This window comes from Simplicispira sedimenti (assembly GCF_022760965.1).
GTDB classification, from domain to species: domain Bacteria; phylum Pseudomonadota; class Gammaproteobacteria; order Burkholderiales; family Burkholderiaceae_C; genus Simplicispira; species Simplicispira sedimenti.
In genome coordinates, this window is the sequence record NZ_JAKVIJ010000013.1 from 77,711 (window position 1) to 100,809 (window position 23,099).

Annotated in this window: 17 protein-coding genes; 10 read left to right on the top strand and 7 right to left on the bottom strand. The window is 66.2% G+C overall.

Annotation, left to right across the window (positions count from 1 at the left end):
* Positions 1–6 precede the first annotated feature (6 nt).
* Together MJ602_RS14155 and MJ602_RS14160 are read left to right on the top strand one after the other, a co-directional pair.
* Complete coding sequence (locus MJ602_RS14155) at positions 7–330, top strand: DUF4212 domain-containing protein (RefSeq protein WP_243021483.1); 324 nt, start codon at positions 7–9, stop codon at positions 328–330.
* On the top strand, positions 323–2,416 hold the full coding sequence (locus MJ602_RS14160) for a VC_2705 family sodium/solute symporter (RefSeq protein ID WP_243021485.1): 2,094 nt from the start codon (positions 323–325) through the stop codon (positions 2,414–2,416). Before MJ602_RS14155 ends, MJ602_RS14160 begins: the two co-directional genes overlap by 8 nt.
* 9 nt (positions 2,417–2,425) lie before the next feature.
* On the opposite strand, the gene MJ602_RS14165 is transcribed toward MJ602_RS14160, so the two are convergent.
* The 4 genes from MJ602_RS14165 to dnaG all read right to left on the bottom strand — a co-directional run bounded on the left by MJ602_RS14165 (position 2,426) and on the right by dnaG (position 7,943).
* On the bottom strand, positions 2,426–2,785 hold the full coding sequence (locus MJ602_RS14165; RefSeq protein ID WP_162015705.1) for an FKBP-type peptidyl-prolyl cis-trans isomerase: 360 nt from the start codon (positions 2,783–2,785) through the stop codon (positions 2,426–2,428).
* Between the two features lie 103 nt (positions 2,786–2,888).
* Positions 2,889–3,194, bottom strand: coding sequence for a winged helix-turn-helix transcriptional regulator (locus MJ602_RS14170; protein ID WP_162015706.1), 306 nt, complete (start codon positions 3,192–3,194; stop codon positions 2,889–2,891).
* A 187-nt stretch (positions 3,195–3,381) separates the two neighbouring features.
* The gene (gene rpoD / locus MJ602_RS14175; RefSeq protein WP_243021491.1) at positions 3,382–5,760 is read right to left on the bottom strand and encodes an RNA polymerase sigma factor RpoD; all 2,379 of its coding nucleotides are present in this window, start codon (positions 5,758–5,760) and stop codon (positions 3,382–3,384) included.
* 275 nt (positions 5,761–6,035) lie between these two features.
* Positions 6,036–7,943 (bottom strand): DNA primase, encoded by a 1,908-nt coding sequence (gene dnaG, locus MJ602_RS14180; protein ID WP_243021492.1) that lies wholly within the window; start codon positions 7,941–7,943, stop codon positions 6,036–6,038.
* A gap of 98 nt (positions 7,944–8,041) precedes the next feature.
* Between dnaG and MJ602_RS14185 the strand changes: the two genes are divergently transcribed.
* The 4 genes from MJ602_RS14185 to MJ602_RS14200 are packed head-to-tail and all read left to right on the top strand — an operon-like array spanning position 8,042 to position 14,352.
* On the top strand, positions 8,042–9,094 hold the full coding sequence (locus MJ602_RS14185; protein ID WP_243021493.1) for an ABC transporter substrate-binding protein: 1,053 nt from the start codon (positions 8,042–8,044) through the stop codon (positions 9,092–9,094).
* A 2-nt stretch (positions 9,095–9,096) separates the two neighbouring features.
* Entirely contained in the window at positions 9,097–10,800 is a 1,704-nt protein-coding gene (locus tag MJ602_RS14190) for a diguanylate cyclase domain-containing protein (protein ID WP_243021494.1), read from the top strand.
* 39 nt (positions 10,801–10,839) lie between these two features.
* Positions 10,840–12,486, top strand: coding sequence for an acyl-CoA synthetase (locus tag MJ602_RS14195; RefSeq protein ID WP_243021495.1), 1,647 nt, complete (start codon positions 10,840–10,842; stop codon positions 12,484–12,486).
* Between the two features lie 45 nt (positions 12,487–12,531).
* A complete protein-coding gene (locus tag MJ602_RS14200) occupies positions 12,532–14,352 on the top strand; it encodes a Na/Pi cotransporter family protein (protein WP_243021496.1) in 1,821 nt (606 codons plus the stop codon).
* Positions 14,353–14,422: 70 nt separating this feature from the next.
* Here the strand turns inward: MJ602_RS14200 and MJ602_RS14205 are convergent, their stop codons facing one another.
* The 3 genes from MJ602_RS14205 to MJ602_RS14215 all read right to left on the bottom strand — a co-directional run bounded on the left by MJ602_RS14205 (position 14,423) and on the right by MJ602_RS14215 (position 19,265).
* Complete coding sequence (locus MJ602_RS14205; RefSeq protein WP_243021497.1) at positions 14,423–16,225, bottom strand: gamma-glutamyltransferase family protein; 1,803 nt, start codon at positions 16,223–16,225, stop codon at positions 14,423–14,425.
* A gap of 219 nt (positions 16,226–16,444) precedes the next feature.
* Positions 16,445–18,019 carry a GGDEF domain-containing protein gene (locus tag MJ602_RS14210; protein ID WP_243021498.1) on the bottom strand — a complete coding sequence of 525 codons (1,575 nt, stop codon included), beginning with the start codon at positions 18,017–18,019 and terminating at the stop codon, positions 16,445–16,447.
* A 271-nt stretch (positions 18,020–18,290) separates the two neighbouring features.
* The gene (locus MJ602_RS14215; RefSeq protein ID WP_162015714.1) at positions 18,291–19,265 is read right to left on the bottom strand and encodes an NADPH:quinone oxidoreductase family protein; all 975 of its coding nucleotides are present in this window, start codon (positions 19,263–19,265) and stop codon (positions 18,291–18,293) included.
* A gap of 142 nt (positions 19,266–19,407) precedes the next feature.
* Here MJ602_RS14215 and surE point away from each other — a divergent pair, with 142 nt between their 5' ends.
* From surE to MJ602_RS14235, 4 genes are read left to right on the top strand one after another with little or no spacing between them, the layout of a single operon-like run.
* Positions 19,408–20,193, top strand: coding sequence for a 5'/3'-nucleotidase SurE (gene surE, locus MJ602_RS14220; RefSeq protein ID WP_243021499.1), 786 nt, complete (start codon positions 19,408–19,410; stop codon positions 20,191–20,193).
* Positions 20,193–20,969 carry a protein-L-isoaspartate(D-aspartate) O-methyltransferase gene (locus MJ602_RS14225; RefSeq protein ID WP_243021511.1) on the top strand — a complete coding sequence of 259 codons (777 nt, stop codon included), beginning with the start codon at positions 20,193–20,195 and terminating at the stop codon, positions 20,967–20,969. The genes surE and MJ602_RS14225 overlap by 1 nt, the downstream gene beginning before the upstream one ends.
* Positions 20,970–20,991: 22 nt before the next feature.
* Positions 20,992–21,900 (top strand): peptidoglycan DD-metalloendopeptidase family protein, encoded by a 909-nt coding sequence (locus MJ602_RS14230; RefSeq protein WP_243021512.1) that lies wholly within the window; start codon positions 20,992–20,994, stop codon positions 21,898–21,900.
* A gap of 8 nt (positions 21,901–21,908) precedes the next feature.
* Positions 21,909–22,937, top strand: a complete 1,029-nt coding sequence (locus tag MJ602_RS14235) for an RluA family pseudouridine synthase (RefSeq protein WP_243021500.1) — start codon at positions 21,909–21,911, stop codon at positions 22,935–22,937.
* Positions 22,938–23,099: the final 162 nt, after the last annotated feature.

The following is a 23,099-nucleotide window of genomic DNA, read 5'->3' on the forward strand; positions in this document are numbered from 1 at the left end:
CCCAGCATGCAACCATCGTCGCAAGATCCCGATCAGGAGCAGGCCCACCTGTTCCCACCGGACTTGCACGATGTGCGCCACCTGCAACTCAAGGCGGTGCTGCTGCTCTTGTGGGTGCTGGTGTCCTTTGTGGCCATGTACTTTGCGCGTGATCTGGCCAGCATCGTGGTGGCGGGCTGGCCGCTGGGTTACTGGATCGCAGCGCAGGGCGGGGTGGTGGTGTTCATCGGCATCGTGGTGGCCTATGGCTGGGCCATGAACCGGCTGGAGCGGCTGGACGCGCAGGCCGAGGCAACGCAGGCTTCTTCCCCGCCGAAGGGCCATGGCTAAGTCGTCCGGGGCACCGCCGGGGCGCGGCTATGCGTGGCGCGTGCACCGCATCCTGGCCTTGTACGTTCTTGGGGTGCTGTGCTTTTTGGGGCTGATGGCTTGGGCCGAGGCGCAGGGCTTGTCGCGCCTGTGGATCGGACCGATCTTTCTTTTCCTCTCGGTCATGGTGTATGCAGGCATCGGCGTGTACGGCCGCACCACCGACGCCGAGGAATACTACGTGGCTGGGCGCCGCATTCCGCCCATGTACAACGGCATGGCCGCCGCGGCCGACTGGATGAGCGCTGCGTCGTTCATCAGCCTGTCGGGCGCACTGTATCTGCAGGGTTTTTCCGGCACGCCCGAAAGCGCCGGGGGCCTGGCCTACCTGCTGGGTTGGACGGGCGGGTTTTGCCTGGTGGCCATTCTGGTGGCCCCGCACCTGCGGGCCATGGGGCTGTACACGGTTCCGGATTTCTTCCACGTGCGCTTTGGCGGACGCTGGCCGCGTGTGATTGCGGCGCTGGCGGCGATGCTCACTTCGTTCACCTACGTGGTGGCACAGATTTACGGTGTGGGCCTGATTGCATCGCGCCTGACCGGGGTGCAGTTCGAGATCGGCATCATGCTGGGGCTGGGCGGGGTGCTGCTGTGCTCGTTTTTGGGGGGTATGCGCGCCATCACCTGGACGCAGGTGGCGCAGTATGTGGTGCTGCTGCTGGCGTTCCTGATTCCGGTGTCCTGGTTGGCCTACAAGCAGTTGGGCAACCCGGTGGCGCCGCTGGTGTATGGCCAGCAGATCGGCAAGATTGCGGACCTGGAGGCGCAGTTGCTGGCGTCGCCGGCCGAATACCAGGTGATGGCCATTTACCTGGAGCGCGCCCGGGACTATGAAGCCCGCTTGCAGAACGTGGAGCTGGCGCTGGAGGAGGAGCGCCAGGCCATTCAGGAACGTATCCATGATCTGCGGGCGCAGAACGCGGATGTGGGCCTGATTGTTGCCGCCAGCCGCGAGCTGGCCGCCTTGCCGCGCGATGCCGCCGTGGCCCGCGAGCGCTGGACGCGCCTGATGCGCGACAACTACGCCCGTGCCCAACCCCTGGGCGGCCTGCCGCCGCACAGCCAGGCCTATGCGGGCTATCCCGACGGTACACCCGATGAGCAAAAGGACTACACCGAGTCGCGGCGCAACTTTCTGGCGCTCATGTTCTGCCTGATGGTGGGCACGGCAGGCATGCCGCATCTGCTGACACGCTACTACACCTCGCCCACGGTGGCCGATGCCCGCGCCTCCGTGGGTTGGTCCCTGTTCTTCATTGCCCTGCTGTACCTGAGCGCCCCCGCGCTGGCCGTGTTGGCCAAGTTCGAAGTGATGAACAACCTGGTGGGCAGCAGTTTTGATCATTTGCCCGGCTGGATCGCGCAGTGGGCGCGGGTGGATGCGTCGCTGCTGTCCATCGAGGACGTCAACGGTGACGGCATCGTGCAGTTTGGCGAAATCCGCCTGGGGGCCGACCTGATCATGCTGGCCACGCCTGAGCTGGGGGGGTTGCCCTACGTGGTATCTGGCCTGGTGGCTGCCGGGGGGCTGGCAGCGGCGCTGTCCACCGCCGATGGCCTGCTGCTCACCATCAGCAACGCGCTGGTGCGCGATCTGTACTTCCAGGCCCGGCCACGCAGCACCTCGTTGGAGCAGCGCGTGATTCTGAGCAAGTTTGCGCTGTTGGCGGTGGCCATTGCCGCAGCGTTCGTGGCGGCGCTCAAGCCCTCGGACATTCTGCCGCTGGTCACGGCCTCGTTTTCACTCGCCGCGTCGGCATTTGTGCCGGTCATGGTGCTGGGCATCTTCTGGCGTGGTACCACGCGCCAGGGCGCGGTGGCCGGCATGCTGTGCGGCCTGGGGGTGACGGTGTACTACATGCTGTCGCATGTGGCCGGTGTGAAGGCCCTGCTGCCGGTCTGGCTGCTGGCCGATGGGCTGTGGTTTGCCATTCAGCCCATCTCGGCCGGCGTCTTCGGGGTGCCGGCGGGCCTGCTGGCGGCAGCGCTCGTGAGCCGGATCACCCGCCCTGCGCCGCCCCAGCCGCCGGTGCGGCTGGAGATGTGAGCCGGGGCCTCAGCGGCCCACGTTCAGCAGTTCCACGTCGAACTTGAGCGTGGCGTTGGGCGGAATCACGCCGCCCGCGCCGCGAGCGCCGTAGCCCAGGCCGGGGGGGATGATCAGCGTGCGCTGGCCGCCCACCTTCATGCCCTGCACGCCTTCGTCCCAACCCTGGATGACCATGCCCATGCCCAGGCCGAAGATGAAGGGGTCGTTGCGGTCGCGGCTGGAGTCGAACTTGGCGCCTTGCACGCCGTCGTTGTACAGCCAGCCCGTGTAATGCACGGCCACTTGCTTGCCCTTGGTGGCCTCGGCGCCTTCGCCGACCACGGCGTCTTCGTACTGCAGGCCCGAGGGGGTGGTGGTGTATGCCATGGTGCTTCTCCTGGTGCTATCAAAAAAATAGCTTCCAGCGCCCGTGGATATTGCGCTGGAAGCGAAAAAACCTTGAAGCTGGCCCGCAGGCCGGTGCAAGGACTTACTTCTTATTGCGGCTGGCAGCCCAGCGGTTGGCAAAGGCCTGCACGTCGCTCAGGCGCTTGAGCAGGTCGCTGCCAGCGGCAGTGACGGCATAGCCATCGCTGCCATGGTCGATCAGGCCGACCTCGCGCAGCTCCTTGATGCGCGTGTTGAGCGTGTTGGGCGTGATGCCGCCCACGCTGTCCTGCAGCAAGCGAAAGGTCTGCGGGTGCCCATCGCGCAGCGCCCACAGCACGCGCAGGGCGTAGCGGCACTCTAGCTTTTCGAACAGTTGATGGATGGCGGCGTTGTCTTTGGAGCTCATCGGGCTTCTCCTTGCGCTGAATTGCTACAAGTTTAATAGCTCAAAACGCTTGCCAGTCATGCGCCACTGCGGCAAATGGGCCGGATTGCTGCAAAGTGTTGCAGAGGTGCCACGAACGGTGCCGCCATGGCTGCAAGAAAAAACCCCGCTCCTTGTGGGGCGGGGTTGTGTCGAGGTCGGGTGGCTTTTACAGCGAATCGATGAAGCTGCGCAGCTTATCAGACCGGCTGGGATGCTTGAGTTTGCGCAGCGCCTTGGCTTCGATCTGGCGGATGCGCTCGCGCGTGACGTCGAACTGCTTGCCCACTTCCTCCAGGGTGTGGTCGGTGGACATTTCGATGCCAAATCGCATGCGCAGCACCTTGGCTTCGCGCGGGGTGAGGCTGTCGAGGATGTCCTTGACCACGTCGCGCAGGCCCGCCTGCATGGCGGCGTCCACGGGGGCGGTGTTGGCGCTGTCCTCGATGAAGTCGCCCAGGTGGCTGTCGTCGTCGTCGCCGATGGGGGTTTCCATCGAGATCGGCTCCTTGGCGATCTTCATGATCTTGCGGATCTTGTCCTCGGGGATCTCCATCTTCTCGGCCAGGACGGACGCATCGGGCTCGTAGCCAAACTCCTGCAGGTGCTGGCGCGAGATGCGGTTCATCTTGTTGATGGTCTCGATCATGTGCACCGGGATACGGATGGTGCGTGCCTGGTCGGCGATCGAGCGCGTGATGGCCTGGCGAATCCACCAGGTGGCGTAGGTCGAGAACTTGTAGCCGCGGCGGTATTCGAACTTGTCCACCGCCTTCATCAGACCGATGTTGCCTTCCTGGATCAGGTCCAGGAACTGCAGGCCGCGGTTGGTGTACTTCTTGGCGATGGAGATCACCAGGCGCAGGTTGGCCTCGATCATCTCCTTCTTGGCATCGCGCGAGGCAGCCTCGCCTTCGTTCATGCGCTTGTTGATGTCCTTGAGCTCGGCCAGCGGCACGACCACGCGCGCCTGCAGGTCCATGAGCTTTTGCTGCAGGTCCTGGATGGGCGGGATGTTGCGTCCCATCACGGTGCTCCAGGGCTTGCCGGCCGTAGCCTGCTTTTCGACCCACTTGAGGTTCAGCAGGTTGGGCGGGAATTCCTTGATGAAGGTTTCCTGCGGCATGCCGCACTTGTCCACGATGATGCGGCGCAGCTCGCGTTCCTTCTTGCGCACATCATCGACCTGGCCGCGCACCATGTCGCACAGCTTTTCAATGGTCTTGGCGGTGAAGCGGATGGTCATCAGCTCGGCCGACAGGGCGTGCTGGGCCTTCATGTACGCGGGGGTGCCGTAGCCTTCCTTGTCGTAGGCCTTGTGCACCTTCTCGAACAGTTCGCGGATGCGGTCGAAGCGGCGCAGCGCTTCGTTCTTGAGTTCTTCCAGCTTCTTGGTCAGTGCCTTGCTGCCGCCCTTGCCGTCGTCGTCGTCGGCTTCGTCGTATTCGTCGAAGTCTTCCTCGGCCACGTAGTCGTCGTTCTCATCGGCATTCACAAAGCCGTCCACCACGGTGGAGATGACGATCTTGCCCTCGCGAATTTCCTCGCCCATGTTGAGGATCTCGGCGATGGTGGCTGGCGAGGCGCTGATGGCTTCCATCATGGCCTGCAGGCCGCCTTCGATGCGCTTGGCAATCTCGATTTCGCCTTCGCGCGTGAGCAGCTCCACCGTGCCCATCTCGCGCATGTACATGCGCACCGGGTCGGTGGTGCGACCGAATTCGCTGTCCACGGTGGACAGGGCGGCTTCGGCGGCTTCTTCGGCTTCTTCCTCGGTGGCCGCCGTCTGCGCGGTGTTGGTCAGCAGCAGGGTTTCGGCATCGGGCGTTTGCTCGTACACCGCCACGCCCATGTCGTTGAGCATGGAGATCACGACTTCGAGCGTTTCGGCGTCGATCAGCTTGTCGGGCAGGTGGTCGGAGATTTCGCCGTGCGTCAGGTAGCCGCGCGTCTTGCCCAGCTTGATCAGGGTCTTGAGGCGCATGCGGCGCTTGGCCATGTCCTCTTCGGAGAGCACGGTTTCGTCCAGGCCAAATTCCTTCATCAAGGCCCGTTCCTTGGCCTTGCTGATCTTCATGCGCAGAGGCTTGACCTTTTCGACCTCGCTGACGGCCTCGGGCGCTTCTTCGACTTCGCCTTCCAGTTCGGATTCGATATCCGACAGGTCGGTGTCATCGCTGTCGCCCTCGGCGGCTGCCGCCTTGGGCTTGCGGCCACGCTTGGCGGGTGTCTTGGCGGCTGCGGTGCCTGCAGCCTTGGCGGGGCGGCCCGGACGCTTCTTGGGGGCCTCGGCTTCGTCGGTCACCTCGGCTTCGGCGGCTGCCTTGGCACGGGGGGACTTGGTCTTCACTTCGGTGGCGGTGGTCTTGGATGCTGCGGTCTTGGTCACGGGCGCGGTACGGGTTTTCTGAGGTGCCTGCCGGGGCGCAGCGGCTGCCTTCTGGGCGGGGGCTGCGGCTTTTTTGGCGGGCGCCTTGGGAGCGGTTGCGGAAGCGGCCTTGCTGCCAGGGGTGGACTTGGGCGACTTCGCGGACTTTTGAGCGGGCATGGACAACCTCAGAATCAAAAAGAAGACAAAGAAAACGCAAGCGCCACGGTTCCCGGCGCGGGAGGCACGGCGAAGGCAGAGCCTTCGCGGTTCGAGGGGAAACCCTCAGGGGCAAGATGTGTGGGCGAACATTTGGTGTGCAGTCCTTGCGGTGGGGTGGGCCTTTGCAGTTGCTGCAATTGCGTGGATGCCACGGTGGCCCGGTCCGGAGGTGCTGCTGTCGCTCTTGCCGACAAACCTTACATTATACCGGTCGGAGCGTTTTTCAAGCTTTTTCAGGCTTTTCGGGCTGGATGGCCCAGCAATGCGTTGCGTTTTTGCTCCAGGGCGCGGTAGCGCTCCAGCGCCGAAGGATCGTGTGCGGCGCGTTCGATGAGTGCGCTTTGCTCGGCCTTGATGTCTTCCACCAGCATGCGGTTGAGCAGGTCACGCAGCTCCAGGCGCAGCTCCTTCAGGTCGCCCTCGGTCTGGGCGTGGGCACCGGTCATTACCCGCAGCGCCAGGTCCTCGCAGGGGTGGTCGCGCAGACGCTCGCGCAGCACGGCCCAGGGCAGGGGGCCTGTGGTGTGGAACAGGTCTTCGATCCACATGAACAGTGGCCCGTGGGGTGCGCTCTGGGCGCACAGCACGGCATGGTCTTCATGGCTGAGATGCTCCATGAAGTCCATGTGCGACAGCAGCAGGCGCGCCGCATGGTCGATCCGGGCGCTGGGCAGACCCCGCGGCATACGGGAGGGGCCGGGCCAGGGCGGGGGCACCGATTTGCTTCTCCGAGCCTGGCGTGGCGCATGGTCGTTGGGTATGGGGTGCAGATCGCCGCTGCCCTGGGGGGGGTGGCGCGCAGGGTGGGGGGTGGCGCGAGGGCTGCGCTGTATCTCGCGGGCGTTGGCGCGTTGCCACAGGTCCAGCAGGTCGCGTGCGTCGAGCTGGGCCAGCTCGGCCAGCTCACCCAGCAACTGGCGTTTGAGTACGCCGTCGGGCAGGGCGCTCCACAGAGGCCGGGCATTGCTGGCCATGTGCGCACGGCCTTCGCTGGTGCCCAGGTCGCAGCCGTCGCTGGCGGCGTCGATCAGGAAGCGGCTCAGCGGCATGGCGTCGCCCACCATGCGCGCAAAGGCATCGCTGCCGTGTGCGCGCACGAAGCTGTCGGGGTCGTGTTCGGGGGGAAGGAACAGGAATTTGATGCTGCGCGTGTCGCCCGCGTGGGGCAAGGCGCCCTCCAGCGCCTTGCGCGCGGCGCGGCGCCCGGCGGCGTCGCCGTCGAAGCTGAACACCACGGCGTCGGTGAAGCGCAGCAGTTTTTGCACATGCTCTGGCGTGCAGGCCGTGCCCAGCGTGGCCACGGCGTTGGGAAAGCCCAGTTGGGCCAGCGCCACCACGTCCATGTAGCCTTCGGTGACCAGTGCGTAGCCCTGTTCGCGGATCGCGTTGCGCGCCTCGAACAGGCCGTACAGTTCGCGTCCCTTGTGGAACACCGGGGTCTCGGGGGAGTTGAGGTACTTGGGCTTGTCGTCCCCCAGGACGCGGCCGCCAAAGCCAATGCACTCGCCCTTGACGTTGCGGATGGGGAACATGACCCGGTCGCGGAAACGGTCGTAGCGCTTGCCGTCTTCTTCATTGACGATGACCAGGCCGCTTTCTTCGAGCAACGGGTCGTCATAGTGCGGAAACACGCTGGCCAGGCTGCGCCAGCCCTCGGGGGCGTAGCCCAGGCCGTACTGCTTGGCCACCTGGCCCGAGACGCAGCGCCCCTTGAAGTAGGCCACGGCACGGGGCGATTCACGCAGGTGGCGGCGGTAGGCAGCACCGGCTTTCTCCAGCACATCGCTCAAGGTGGCCTGTTTTTGGCGGGCGGCGGCGGCGCGTTCGCGCTCCTGGGGCGAGACATCGTCTTCCGGCACCTGGAGGCCCACCTGGCGTGCCAGGTCCTGAACGGCATCGACAAAGCCCATGCCCGCGTGCTCCATGAGAAAGCCGATGGCATTGCCGTTCTTGCCGCAGCCAAAGCAGTGGTAGAACTGCTTGGACGGGCTGACGCTGAACGAGGGCGATTTTTCGCCGTGGAAGGGGCACAGCCCCATGAAGTTGGCGCCGCCCTTCTTGAGCGCGACATAGCGGCCCACCACCTCGACCACGTCCACGCGGGCGAGCAGTTCCTGGATGAAAGACTGGGGGATCGTCACGGCTGGGATTGTCCGCGTAAACTGTCCGTAATCACTGGTAGTTGGGGTAATCGTCTCACACCGCAACGGTGGACATGTACGAAAGAGAGGCGGGGAAAGTGCTAGCCAGCCATGGACTGCTGCGGCGTGCGGTGTTGGTCGGTGCAGCGCAGGCCGCGCTGTGGCGCGGCCCTGCGCACGCGGCCGTGCCAGTGCTGCGCGTACTCGCCTGGCCAGGTTACGCTGATCCAGACTGGGTGCAAGCCTTCGAGGCACGCCATGGCGCGCGGGTGGAGGTCACCATTGTCGGCTCGGACGAGGTGCTGCGTGCCAAGCTGGCCGATTCCAGGGGACCGGGCTATGACGTGGTGGCGGCCAACACGGTGGAACTGGCGGCCTTGTTGGCGCGTGACGAATTGGCGCCGCTGACCCTGGCCGACCTGCCCCAGGTGGCGCGCCAGCTGCCACGTTTTCGCGGCCCTATCGAGGGCATTGTGCGTGGTGGCAAGACCTATGCCGTGCCCTACACCTATTCAGAAATGGGGCTGGTGTACGACCGCCAGCAGTTCAGCGCACCGCCCCAGTCGCTTTCCGTACTGTGGGATCCGCGCTGGCGCGGCAAGGTTTTGGCCTTCGATGGTGCGACCCATGCGTTTTCGCTGGCGGCGCTGGAGCAGGGGCAGTTGCCCTTTCGCATTGCCCAGGATCAACTCGCGCCTCTGGCGCGCCACCTGGTGCGATTGCGGCGCAACCTGCTGTCGCTCTACTCGCTGCCCGAGGAGTCGGTGGACCTGTTCCGTCGGCACCGCGTGGCGGTGATGCACGCCAACTACGGTCAGCAACAGCTCAAGCTGCTGCGCGATGCGGGGTTCAACGTGGGCTATGTGGTGCCGCGCGAAGGGGCACTGGCGTGGCTGGACTGTTGGGCGGTCTTGCGCCGCTCGGCGCAGCAGGCGCTGGCAGCGCAGTGGGTCAACCACATGCTGCACCCTTCGGTAAGCCTGGAACTCACACGCCGCCAGGGGCTGGCCAACACGCTGGAGGAGCCGGCGGCGCTGGACAGCGAAAGCCTGCTGGGCCCCATTGTCTGGTTGCAGCCAGTGGAAGACGATGCCCAGCGCACGCGGCTGTGGCAACGCATTGTGGCGGGCGACAGGCCCGAACGGTTTTAGCCATGATGCGCATCAACATCGGGCAACGCTTGGGGCTGCTGTTGGCCAGCTTCAGCCTGCTGGCGGCCTTGCTTTTGGGTTACTTGACCTATACCGCTGCGCGCGACATGCTGGTCGAGCGCGCGCAGCGTACCTTGCTGGACACCACACGCATTCTCTCGTCGCACCTGCAAGCGGGGTTTGGTCAGTTGGGGCGTGACGCCACCATGCTCGCGATGCTGGCCGGTGGCTTGCCATTGCCGGGTGGACCCGTGCCAACCGCTGCACAGGCGCAGAGCCTGGAAACGCTGGCCCAGATGTTTCGTGCCCAGCTACTGGCGCGGCCAGGACTGTTGCAGGTTCAGTTGATTGGCCTGCGCGATCATGGCTTGGAGCTCGTGCACCTACAGCGTTTGGCGGACGAGCGCATTGTGCGTGTGGTCGGGGCGGCGCTGCAGGAAAAAGCCCATTTCCCCTATGTGTACGAGACAGCGCGCCTGACCAGCGGCGGGGTGTACTTCACGGAGTTTGGTATCAACCGCGAAGACGGCGTACCGCAGGAAGAGCGTGCGGTGTTCAGCGTGGCAGCGCCCGTGGTACAGGGGACAGCGGTGGTGGCGGTGGTGGTGCTGCGAGTGGATGCAGAAGCCTTTTTGCGGCATTTTGGAGCGACCCTGCCCGCCCCCTATGGGTTCTATCTGGCCAGCCGCTGGGGCGATTTTCTGGCGCATCCTGAGCGGGAAAAGGCCTTTGGCTTTGATCGTGGCCAGCGTGTGCTGGTGCAGGAGGAGTTCGTCGCCACGGCGGCCCTGCTCTCGGGCGCTGAGCGTGAACTGGTGTTTTCCCACACCGAGTCCCCAGGGGGGGCTCAGATTCAGGCGTTTGTGCGCGTGCCCTTCGGAGCGCGTGACGACGGGCGCTTTCTGCTGCTGGGCCTGTCGCAGTCCATGTCGGCCGTGCTGGCGGAGGCGCAGGATCTGGGCGGCACCATCGTGAAGATGATTGCCGTGCTGGCCTTGGTGGCCGCCTTGCTCGCGGCCTGGGTATCGCGCGTGGTTACGGGCCCCTTGCGGGCCGTGGTGCAGGCGACCGAAGCTTTTTCACAAGGAATGCCGCACGGTGCCCTGCCGGTGGAGCGGCTGGATGAGTTGGGCGAGCTGGCACGGGGATTTCGCGACATGGAGGCACAGATCGGCCAGCAGATGGACGAACTCAACCGCAGCCGCGACGCGATGACCCATTTGGCACACCACGATCCGTTGACGGGTCTGCCCAACCGCCGCATGTTCGAGCAGCGCCTGGAGCAGGCCCTGGACCGCGCCCGCCGCAGCAGCAGGCCCTGCGCGCTGGTGTTTGTCGATCTGGACGATTTCAAGTCGGTGAACGACAAGCTGGGCCATGCCGTGGGTGACGCCGTGCTGCGGGCCGCGGCCCAGGCCATTGTCGGCGCGGTGCGCCAGGTGGACACTGTGGCCCGCCTGGCAGGAGACGAGTTCACCGTGCTGTGTGAAAACGTGGACACCGACGATGCTGCACAGCATGTGCTCGACAAACTGCGCCAGGCCTTTGCCCAGCCGCTGCAGGTCGATGGCCAGCCCATGGTGGTGCGCGCCAGCATGGGAATCAGCCTCTATCCCAAGGACGGCGATGATGCACGCACCCTGCTGGCCAGTGCCGATGTCGCGATGTACCAGGCCAAGCTCCGGCACCGCGAGATCTCGCGGTAACGCGCTGTTCCCCATACCACCTCTACCGATTGTTTGCCCATGACTTCCATCTTCGACCAGCACCTGCCCCGCACCGCCGCCAACTTCGCACCGCTGTCCCCATTGAGTTTCATCGAGCGCACCGCCGAGGTGTATCCCGACCGCCTGGCCATCGTGCACGGCAGCCTGCGCCAGACCTGGGCGCAGACCTACGCGCGCTGCCGCCAGCTCGCCAGCAGCCTGCGCCGTGCCGGTATCGGCAAGAACGACACCGTGGCCGTGATGCTGCCCAACACGCCGCCCATGGTCGAGGCGCACTTTGGCGTGCCCATGGCGGGCGCCGTGCTCAACGCGCTGAACACGCGCCTGGACCCCGAGGCCATCGCCTTCATGCTCGACCACGGCGAGGCCAAGGCCGTGATCGTGGACCCCGAGTTCGCGCCCACCCTGGCCAAGGCGCTGGCGTTGCGCCAGTCCACCGCGCCACTGCTGCTGATCGACGTGGAGGATGCCGTCTACGGCCCTGCCAGCCAGACGGTCGGCAGCACGACCTACGAGGCCTTCGTGGCGGGCGGCGACCCACGGTTCGCCTGGGAACTGCCTGCTGACGAATGGGATGCCATCGCGCTGAATTACACCTCGGGCACCACGGGCAATCCCAAGGGCGTGGTGTATCACCACCGGGGTGCCTATACCAACGCCATCAGCAACGTGCTGGAGTGGGACATGCCCAAGCACGCCGTGTACCTGTGGACGCTGCCCATGTTCCATTGCAACGGCTGGTGCTTCCCCTGGACGGTGGCGGCGCGCGCGGGCGTCAACGTGTGCCTGCGACGCGTGGAGGCGCAGGCCATCTTCGACGCCATCCGCAACCACGGCGTCACGCACTACTGCGGCGCACCCATCGTGCATGGGCTGCTGGTGAACGCGCCCGAGGCCATGAAGGCGGGCGTACCCGCAGGCGTCAAGGCCATGGTGGCGGGCGCTGCGCCACCGGCCTCGATGATCGAGGGCATGGAGAAGATGGGCTTTGACCTGACCCATGTGTACGGCCTGACCGAGGTGTATGGCCCCGCCACCGTGTGCGCCAAACACGAGGCCTGGAACGACCTCGACATCGGCGAGCGCGCGCGTCTCAATGCCCGCCAGGGCGTGCGCTACCACCTGGAGCGCGACGTGCGCGTGCTCGACCCCGAAACCATGCAGCCGGTGCCCCAGGACGGCGAGACCATGGGCGAGATCATGTTCAAGGGCAACATCGCCATGAAGGGCTACCTGAAGAACCCCAAGGCGACCGAGGAGGCCTTTGCCGGGGGCTGGTTCCACAGCGGCGACCTCGCCGTGCAGTACCCCGACGGCTACATCAAGATCAAGGACCGCAGCAAGGACATCATCATCTCGGGCGGCGAGAACATCTCGTCCATCGAGGTGGAAGACGTGCTTTACCGCCACCCCGACGTGCTGGCCGCCGCCGTGGTGGCCAAGCCCGATCCGAAGTGGGGCGAAACACCCTGTGCCTTCATCGAACTCAAGGTCGGCGCCACCACCACGCCCGAGGACATCGTGGCGCACTGCAAGAAGCACCTGGCAGGCTTCAAGGTGCCGCGTGCCGTGGTGTTCGGTGAGCTACCCAAGACCAGCACCGGCAAGATCCAGAAATTTGAATTGCGCAAGCAGGCTGGATCGGCGGGTGCGATCGATGTGTGACCATTGTTGGATCCGTGTGGCGGTTTGGCCGCATCCGGTTGTGCGATGAATAGCTCTCCCACCTTCGGCATGCTCACCGTGTCACTGCTGGGCGGCATCGGCCTGTTCCTGCTCGGCATGACCATGCTGACCGACGGCCTCAAGTTGGCCGCAGGCCGGGCCCTGGAGCGTATTCTCGCCGCCTGGACGCGCACCCGCCTGCACGGGCTGGCCACGGGTGTGTTGCTCACGGCGCTGGTGCAGTCGTCCACGGCCATGACCGTGGCCGCCATCGGCTTCGTCAACGCCGGGCTGCTGAGCTTTACCTCGGCGCTGTGGGTGGTGTTTGGCTCCAACCTCGGTTCTTCCGTCACGGGATGGCTGGTGGCATGGATTGGCTTCAAGATGAAGGTGGACGCGTTTGCCCTGCCGTTCATCGGCCTGGGCATGGCGCTCAAGCTCACGGGCGAGGGCACGCGCCGGGGCGGGCTGGGCATGGCCTTGGCCGGGTTTGGCGTGCTCTTTTTGGGCATCGATTTGCTCAAGGAGGGCTTTGAAGGACTGGGGCCCCAGGCCCTGCCGCAGCTCGACGGAACACTGCCGGGAGTGATCCTCGCAGGCCTGCTGGGCATTGGGCTGACGATCCTGCTGCAGGCCTCGTCGGCCACGCTGACCTTGGTGTTGACCGCCGTGGCTGGGGGCATGATGCCCGTTGAGGTGGGGGCGGGCGTGGTGATTGGCGCCAACGTCGGCACCACGCTCACCGGCATCCTGGCGGCCATCGGCGCCACGTCCAATGCCCGCCGGCTGGCGGCGGCACATGTGCTGTTCAACGTGGTGACCGCCGTGGTGGCCGTGGCGGTGCTCTCGCCCTTGCTGCGGCTGATCCATGCCGTGGGCGTCTGGCTCACGGGCAGCGGCGATGCCGTGACGCAACTGGTGCTCTTCCACACGCTGTTCAACCTGCTGGGCGTGCTGCTGATGTGGCCGCTGTCCGGACCGCTGGTGCGGTTCCTGCTGGCGCGGTTCACCACGGCCGACGAGGACGCGGCGCGCCCGCGCTACCTGGACCGCAACGTGGCGGCCGTGCCGGTGCTGGCCTTGCAGGCGCTGCGGCACGAGCTGGCGCGTCTGGGCCATCTGGCCATGCAACTGGCGCGCGAGGCCACGCGCCTCAACCCCGTGGCATTGCCCTGGACAGCACCTGTGCCCCAGGCCGATGTGCGCCTGGGGCGTCAGCTCCAGTCCATCGAGCAGTTGCAGTTGCAGATCGGCAAGTTCGTGAGCGAAACCAGCCGGGGCGCCATGCACAAGGAGGTGGCGACCCAGTTGCCGGAGTTGCTGCGCATCGCCACGCATTTCGACACCCTGGCGCGGGTGATGCACCATGTGGGCGTACAGGGCAACCACACGCCGCGCGCGGACGAATCGCCCGGGCTGTCGCTGCTGATCCTGCCAGGCATGCCCGAGCGCGCGCCTGCGGATGCGGCGCCACCGGGCACCGACATCGTGGCCTGCGTGGTGCCGGTCTTCACGGCAGCGGAGGCCTTCTTTGCCGCCGCCGACCCGGAAGGCACGCAGCAGGCGCAGGGCGGACCGTGGCTGGCGGGCGAGGCCCGTGCGGCCTTCGAGGAGGCCTACCAGACGGCGAAGGCGTCGCTCCTGCACGCAGGCGCTGGAGGCGGGGTCGATGTCAATGCGGTGTACGACTGGCTGTCACGGCTCAGCGACCTGCGCCGCGCCGTGGAGCAGGGCTACAAGGCCAGCCAGCGGCTCGCGGCGTTGCCGGAGCTGTCTGGGCAGACAGAGGGAGGCGCGGCCCAGCCGCTGGGCTACCCCGCAGCGGGCGATGGCGGTGCATCGCCGGGCATGGAATCGGCCGAGTAAGCGGCTGAACCGCTCCTATTTTAATAGCTTCTGGCGCCTATAAATAGGGCGTCAGAGCCATTTTTCGCTCTCAATCACCCATGACCACGCCTTCGCGGCGCGGGTCGGCGCCGCCGAGCCACGCCGGGCGGCCCTGGGCCTGGCCGCGTTGCAGGGCCTGCAGGCCGCTGGTCATGTTCATCTCGCGCACCTCGGCGCCGCGCATGCGCAACTGTTCCACCGTGGCGGGCGGGAAGCGCTTTTCCTCCAGCAGTGAGGGGCCATTGAGCGAGCCGAAGTTGGGCAGGTTGATGGCCTGCTGCGGCGACAGCCCCCATTGCAGCGTGCCGTAGAGCGTCTTGGCCGTGTAGTGGATGATGAGCGCGCCGCCGGGGCTGCCGCCGCTCATGAGCACCTGGCCGCTGGCCTTGTCGAGCACCAGCGTGGGCGCCATGGACGAGCGCGGGCGCTTGCCGGGCTGCACGCGGTTGGCTATTGAAGCGCCTTGCGCATCGGCGGGGGCGAAGCTGAAGTCGGTCAGCTCGTTGTTCAGCAAAAAGCCCTTGACCATCTGGCGCGCGCCGAAGGCGTCCTCGATGGTGGTGGTCATGGCCAGGGCATTGCCGTGCCCGTCCACGATGCTGATGTGGCTGGTGCCGTACTCGGGCTGGTCGGGCATGGGGGCCAGGCTGGTCTGGGTGCCGGCGGGCTTGCCGGGCTGGGCCACCTTCATGCTTTGCGCGCCGATCAGTTGGGCACGGCTGGCGAGGTAGGCCGGGTCGAGCAGGCTCATCCAGCTGCCGCCGGGGGGCTGCACGAAGTCGGGGTCGGCCACGTAGAGCGCGCGGTCGGCGAAAGCCAGGCGCGAGGCCTCGGTGTAGAGGTGCAACCAGTCCGCCGTGGGCAGGCCGTCCTGCAGCGGCAGGCTGGCGGCGTTGGTGTGGTTCAGGATGCCCAGGATCTGCCCCACGGCGATGGCGCCCGAGCTCGGCGGCGGGAAGCCGCACAGGCGGTAGTCCTGCGCGCGGGCGCGGTAGTCCACGCACAGGGCCTCGCGCTTCTTGGGCTGGTAGCCCGCCAGGTCGGCCAGACTGAGCTTGCCGGGGTTGGTGGGGTGCTTCTGCACCTTGTCCACGATGGCCTGGGCGATCTCGCCCTCGTGCAGGGCCTTGCTGCCCTCGGCGGCGATGCGGCGCAGCACAGCGGCCAGCTCGGGGTTGCGCAGGTGGGAGCCCACGTCGTGCGCGTTGCCGTCGGGCTTGTAGAAGTAGGCGGCGGCCACCGGGTCCTTTTTCAGGTGGGCGTCGCCCTTGACCAGCGTGTGCAGGCGCGGGCTGACCTTGAAGCCGCCCTCGGCCAGTTGGATGGCCGGCTGGAACAGCGCGGCCCAGGGCAGCTTGCCGTGCTGGCGGTGCGCCATCTCCAGCATGCGCACGGTGCCGGGCACGCCGACCGAGCGACCGCCCACCACGCCGTCGTGGAAGGCCAGGGGCTTGCTGCTGGCGTCGAGGAAGAGTTTTTCGTCGGCCGCGGCCGGGGCCGTCTCGCGCCCGTCATAGGCCTCTACCTTGCCGCCGCTGGCATGCAGCAGGAAGGCGCCACCGCCGATGCCGCTGGACTGCGGCTCGACCAGCGTCAGCACCATCTGCACCGCGATGGCCGCGTCCACCGCCGAGCCGCCGGCCTTGAGCACCTGGTAGCCTGCGTCGGTGGCCAGTGGGTTGGCGGCGGCCACAGCGAACTTCGCGGTGGTCCAGCCCGGCTTCTCGGTGTAGCCCGAGGCGGCCTCGGGCTGGCTGGGCGCGGTGTAGTGGAACGTTGGTGCGCTGGCGCAGCCAGCGAGCGCGGCGGCCAGGGCCAGCGCACCCAGGCGGGAGGGATGCAAAGCGTTCATGGGCGTCTTTCGCAAAGGATGGCCGCCCATGGTAGCCCTGCCGCAAAAGTTGTGCTGGTTTTAAGTAAAAATGCCTTGTACAGCAATAAATACGGGCGCTGGCAGCTATAAAAATAGTAGCAAAATGCGCCGTGCACTGAGGCCGCGCCAGGGCGGGCCCATGGGCTGCGTTCCAGCCACCTTGTCATCCACGGGCCGGGTGCGGGCAGGAGGTGGCCCTCAGGCCGCAATCACGCGGTTCTTGCCCGCACGCTTGGCCAGGTACATGCCTTGGTCGGCGCGGCGGATGGTTTCGGTGGCGGTCTCCTGGGGCGTCATCTGGGCCACGCCTGCACTGAAGGTGATGAGCACCTTTTCGTTGTTGCGCAGGAAGAAGCGTGTGGTCAGCTCGCGCTGCAGGCGCTGCATGGCTTCCACGCCTTGTTCCTGGGTCGTGTCGGGCAGCAGGATCACAAATTCCTCGCCCCCATAGCGCGACAGCTGGTCTTGCGGGCGCATGACAGCGCGTACCACGTTGGCCAGGTGCACCAGGGCGGCGTCGCCGGTATCGTGCCCCAGGCGGTCGTTGAGTTGCTTGAAGTTGTCCACGTCGAGCAGGGCCACGCACAGCGGTGTGTCGGAACGGCGCGCGCGTGCGATCTCGCGCTCCATCACTTCGTCCAACCCCTTGCGGTTGAGCGAGCCGGTCAGCGGGTCGTGTCGTGCCTGGGCGCTGGCCTGGTCCAGCTCTTTCTGCAGGCGAGTCATCTCTGCCTGTTTTTCGGCGGTGCGCTCACGCAGTTCGGTCAGTTCGGCGTGGGCCAGTCGAGTGTCCAGTGCCATGGTGCGCGTTGCCTGCACCACCTCGCCCAGCACAGGGGTGATGTCCTCGATGCGGCTGGCTTGCGAGATCTGCTCGGCGTAGCGTTCCATCTTGTTCTGGTAGCCGCTGCTGGCATCCGTCATGGCTGACAGGCGTTCGATGAAGGTGGCCAGCATTTCCTTCATCTGATCCTGCGCTTCGACCATCCGGCCCTTGGCCTCGGTCTGCTTGAAGATCACGTCCTTGAGGCGGCGCTGCACATCGTCGAGCCGCCGCAGTGTGAGCGGCTGCGCCGTGGCGGCCACCAGCGCTTCGGCCTGGCCGTGCAGCCACTGGTCGTCGATGCTCAGCGCCGTGATGTTGGTGAACACCATGTTCAGCAACTCCAGCAGCATGCTGCGAATGGCAGCCTGGTCCTCGGCGGCGAAAGACAGGCGGAAGGTGAAGTTGCCCAGCATGAGCTGGAGGGTGCTGGCTGGCGGGTCGGGCTGGCGCAGGAAGCCCACCAATTGCTCGCCCAGCAGATGGACGCGGGCGTCATCGCTGCTCAGGCCATGGAGTGTATGCTCAATGAGGCGCGCGAGTTGTTCGGCCAGTTCTTTGTGCACCGTGCCAGGGCGGGCGCCGACGGTGCTGCCGATGGTGGGGCTGAGTGGCGCAGGGCCAGTGGTGGCGGGCGCGGCGTCCAGGTGGGCGGCCGGCGTGCTGGCGCCCAGCTTGGCGTAGCCCACCAGAACGGTCTGCATGGCCGACCAGTCTTTTTGGTTGACGGCGGATTCGAACTGCTCCAGCAGGCGCTTCTGTGCCGGTGTCTGGCCGGGAATGATGCGCAGGATCTGGCGCAGTGGCAGTTCTGGGAAGGGCAGGGGCGAGCTGGCCCCGGCGATTTCGTCGTAGATCTGCCGAAAATGCTCCGGCGTGGGGGGGAGGCGGCGCTGGGCGAGTTGCTTGAGCGTTTCGCGCGCAATGTCTGATGGGGGGCGTTCGGCCATGGCAGGCAGCGGTTGGGACAGGGAGCTGTCGAAAGGCCTGCTAGTGTGACAGAGGCGGCGCTGATTGCACAGTGCGTGCGGGTGCACGCCCCAGAGACAAGTCAGCTATTTGTTGTATGCATGCGGCACCTCCAGCGCATGACGCTGGCGTGGGCCATCCCAGGGCTCCCGCGCAAGAGCCGCCCTGCCGCGCCGGGCGCGTCCCCCTGCCTGCAGCGCTGCAAGAGCGGGGGGGGGGGGAAGGTGCGAAGCGCCGCAGGGGTCGCTGATGTCAGTTCACCAGTACCAGCTTGCCCTGCACGCTGCGCGAGCCCATGTGGGCATAGGCGGCGGGCAGTTCGGCCATGGGCATGGTGCGATCGATCACGGGCTTGATCTTGCCCTGGCCGTACCACTGGGCCAGCTCCATCATCATGGCGGCGTTGGCCTTGGGTTCGCGCTTGGAAAATTCGCCCCAGAACACGCCCACGATGCTGGCGCCCTTGAGCAGCGGCAGGTTCAGCGGCAGCGCAGGAATGGGGCCTGCGGCAAAGCCGATCACCAGGTAGCGCCCACGCCAGGCAATGGCGCGGAAGGCGGGTTCGGCGAAGTCGCCGCCCACGGGGTCGTACACCACATCCGGCCCCTTGCCGTCGGTCAGGCGCTTGAGGGCTTCGCGCAGGTCTTCACGGGTGTAGTTGATGGTGGCGTCGGCACCGATGGAGGTGCACAGCGCGCATTTCTCGTCGGTGGAAGCGGCCGCAATCACCTTGGCACCCACGGCCTTGGCAATCTGGATGGCCGCTGTGCCCACGCCGCCTGCGGCGCCCAGCACGAGCACCGTTTCGCCGGCCTTGAGTTGGCCGCGGTCGATCAATGCGTGGTGCGAGGTGGCATAGGTCATGATGAAGGCGGCGGCATCGACATGCCCGAAGCCTGCGGGCAGGGGCATGCACAGCGCCGCAGGTGCCAGCGTGTGGGTGCCAAAACCGCCCGTGCCCGAGAGGCAGGCCACGTTCTGGCCCACCTGCAGGTGGGTGACGCCTTCACCCACGGCCTGCACCACGCCCGCGTATTCGGCGCCGGGGACAAAGGGCAGGGGCGGCTTGATCTGGTACTTGTTCTGCACGATCAAGAGGTCAGGGAAATTCAGGCTGGCGGCCTTGATCTCCACCAGCACCTCGCCCGCCTTGGGCGTGGGGGTGGGCAGTTCGGTCCAGGCCAGGGCCTCGACGCCCGTGGGATTGGTGCATAACCATGCGTGCATGGGGGGGTCTCCGGTCGTGAAAATCGAACGCCAGATGATAGGTGTGCACCATGGCCTCGTGTGTCCCACGGGCGACGGGCGCCGGGGGCACGGCACAGGGGCGGGCGGGCGCCTACAATCGCCGCCAACCCTGTGCTGAACCATGAAGATTCTTCTGTCCAACGACGACGGCTACCAGGCCCCGGGCATCGTGGCCCTGCACCGCGCATTGCAGCAAGTGGCCGATGTGGAGGTGGTGGCCCCTGAGCACAACAACAGCGCCAAGTCCAATGCGCTGACCCTCAATGCGCCCCTCTATGTGCACGAGGCGGCCAATGGCTTTCGCTACGTCAACGGAACGCCTGCCGACTGTGTGCACATTGCGCTGACTGGGTTGTTGGGCTACCGGCCGGATCTGGTGGTTTCTGGCATCAACAATGGCGCCAACATGGGGGACGACACCATTTATTCGGGCACCGTGGGTGCGGCCATGGAAGGCTACCTGTTCGGGATACCCGCCATCGCGTTTTCGCAGGTGGACAAGGGTTGGGGCGAGCTGGAAGCGGCGGCGCAGAAGGCGGCCGACATGGTGCGTCAGATGCTTGCACTGAAGCTCGTGGGCCAGACACCCTGGTTGCTCAACGTGAACATTCCCAACCTGCCCCTGCAGGCCCTGCGTGGCATCAAGCTGTGCCGCCTGGGGCGGCGCCATGCCGCCGAGCGTGTCATCACCCAGGTCAGCCCGCGGGGTGAGACCATGTACTGGATCGGTGGTGCAGGCGCGGCGCTGGACGACAGCGAAGGCACCGATTTCCATGCCACGGCGCTGGGGCATGTCTCGGTGACGCCGCTCAAAGTCGATCTGACCGACCACCAGAACCTGGGGTACTGGGCGCAGACGGCGGCCCGTTTGTCCGCAGGGACCGAACCCGCTGCGCTGAGGGAATGATGCAGCAGCGCCGCCCTGGTTTTCCGGCACGCATCGCACCGTCTGTGCCTGGCGGGCAGCGCCCTGCGGCGGTGCCTGCGGTGCAGCGGCCGGTGTCCATTCCGGCGCCGGCCGGGCTGGGGTTGGACTCCGCAGCGGTGCGCGCGCGCATGGTGCAGCGCCTGGCTGCTGGCGGGGTGAGCTCAGGTGCCGTGCTCACGGCCATGGGCGCGGTGGAGCGCCACCGCTTTGTGGACAGTGCCCTGGTCAACCAGGCCTACGAGGACACCAGCCTGCCCATTGGGCTGGGGCAGACCATCTCCAAACCCAGTGTCGTGGCGCGCATGATGGAACTGTTGCTGGGTGCCGAGATTGCACGCAGTGCCGCAGGCCTGGGCCGGGTGTTGGAGGTGGGTACGGGTTGCGGTTACCAGGCTGCCGTGCTGGCGCGTCTGGCGCGTGAGGTTTACAGCATTGAGCGTCTGCGTGGGCTGCACGAGAAGGCACGCACCAACCTGCGGCCGTTGCGCCTGGCCAATGTGCATCTGATTCTGGGCGATGGCATGGAAGGCTATGCCAAGGGCGCACCCTATGCCGGCATCGTCGCTGCGGCCGGCGGGTCGCAGTTGCCGCTTGCTTGGTGCGAGCAACTCGCCGTGGGTGGGCGTCTGGTGGCACCCACAGCCCTTGCCGATGGGCAGCAAGTGCTTCTGGTGGTGGACAGGACCACGCACGGATTGAAACAAACCGTGCTCGAACCCGTGCATTTTGTCCCCCTAAAATCGGGCGTTGCCTGACTGAAGGAGATTCGTTTTGTCTATGTTGCTCTCGCGTGGCCGCGGTCACTGGTGGTTTGCCGTCCTGTTGGGCCTGGCGCTGACGGGCTGTGGAACCCGCATGACCAAGGCGCCGGTGGAGGACCGGGGCACCGCCGCGGCAGTGCCGGTGCAGTCCGGCGAAGTGGTCCCTGCCAAGCCCATGCCGGGTGCTGAAAATGCAGGCAAGCCGGGTTATTACACAGTCAAGCCCGGTGACACACTCATCCGCATCGGGCTGGATACCGGCCAGAGCTGGAAGGACATTGCCCGCTGGAACAATCTGGACAACCCCAATCTGATCGAAGTCGGTCAGGTGCTGCGGGTACTGGCGCCGGGCGCGGTGGTGGCGGCCGCCAGCGAGTCTTCGGGGGTGGTGACCCGGCCGGTCACTTCGTCCACCGTGGCGCCTGCGCCGGTGGCCACCCCGGCCAAGCCTGCGGCGTCGGGTGCGGCGCCTGCACCTGCGACGGCACCTGCGGCCAGTGCCGCTTCTGCTCCAACGCCGGCTCCGGCGCCAGCGCCCGTGGCTGCTGGGTCTGACGATGACATGGGCTTCATCTGGCCTGCGAGCGGGCAGGTGTTGGCAGGGTTTGACGAAGCCCGCAACAAGGGTCTGGACATCGGTGGCAAGGCCGGAGATCCGGTGCTTGCCGCGGCGGATGGGCGGGTGGTGTATTCCGGCGCAGGTTTGCGGGGTTATGGCAACCTCATCATCCTCAAGCACAACAATACCTATCTGACTGCCTACGCACACAATCAGACCTTGCTGGTCAAAGAAGACCAGAACGTGCGCAAAGGCCAGAAGATTGCCGAGATGGGCAGCACCGACGCCGATCGTGTGAAGCTGCATTTCGAGATCCGTCGCCAGGGCAAACCGGTGGATCCATCGCGCTTCCTGCCCTCTCGTTGATCCACTGCATGGAGGCTACCGGCGTTCCCGCCGACCCCAATGAAGCTGCCACGGCGTGGTCGGCTGAGCCCGGCGACGACGAGACAGGGGCAGCGGAAGACATCGAGTGGCGCACCATCGATGTGGGCGCCGCTCAGCATGGTCAGCGGCTCGATCGCATGCTGGCCGATGCCGTGGCCGAGTTCTCACGCAGCTACCTGCAGCAACTGATCGAGCAGGGGGCCGTCAGCCTGCAGGGCAAACCCGTCCTCAAGGCCGCGCACAAGGTCAAGGTCGGCGACCTGCTGCGCCTGGAGATGCGCCCCACGCTGGAGAGTCAGGCCTTCCGCCCGGAGCCCATGCCACTGCAGGTGGTGTACGAGGATGAGCACCTGCTGGTGATCGACAAGCCCTCAGGGCTGGTGGTGCACCCGGCGCCCGGCAACTGGGGCGGCACCTTGCTCAATGGCTTGCTGGCCTACGACCCTGCCTGCACCCGTGTTCCGCGCGCAGGCATCGTCCACCGTCTGGACAAGGACACCAGTGGTCTGATGGTGGTGGCCAAGACGCGGGCCACGATGGATACGCTGGTCGGCATGATTGGGCGTCGCGAAGTGCAGCGCCAGTACCAGGCCGTGGCCCACCGGCCATGGCGGGGGCGCATGCAGGTGAGCGTCGAATTGCCGATCGGCAGGGATCCGCGCAACCGCCTGCGCATGGCGGTGGTGGATCTGGCCCAGCATTCCGGCAAGCCGGCGCGCACGGATGTGGAGCTGCTGGCCGGTAACGACCAGGTATGCTGGGTACGATGCACCCTGCACACGGGTCGCACCCACCAGATCAGGGTGCACATGGCCCACCTGGGGCACCCATTGGTGGCCGATGCGCTCTACGGCGGTCATCCCGCGCTGGGCTTGCAGCGCCAGGCACTGCATGCGTTTCGTCTGGCGTTCAACCATCCCGTGCAGGGGACTGCGCTGGAGTTTCACGCGCCCCTGCCGCCAGATATGCAGCAGGCCCTGGCTGCGGCGGGACTGGGCTACAATCCGCCGAAATGACCTGGGCGGGCATTCGCTGATCCGTGCCGGTGTTTTCGTCGCCCACAGGCCCTCGCCTGCAATGGCGATGGCGCAGCGACAAGATCGCTGCAGCTCCAGCCCCCCTTGATGGGCTTCTTCTGTTTGTATGGTGTTCCAGAGGGAATCTGGGGCCCATTTTTT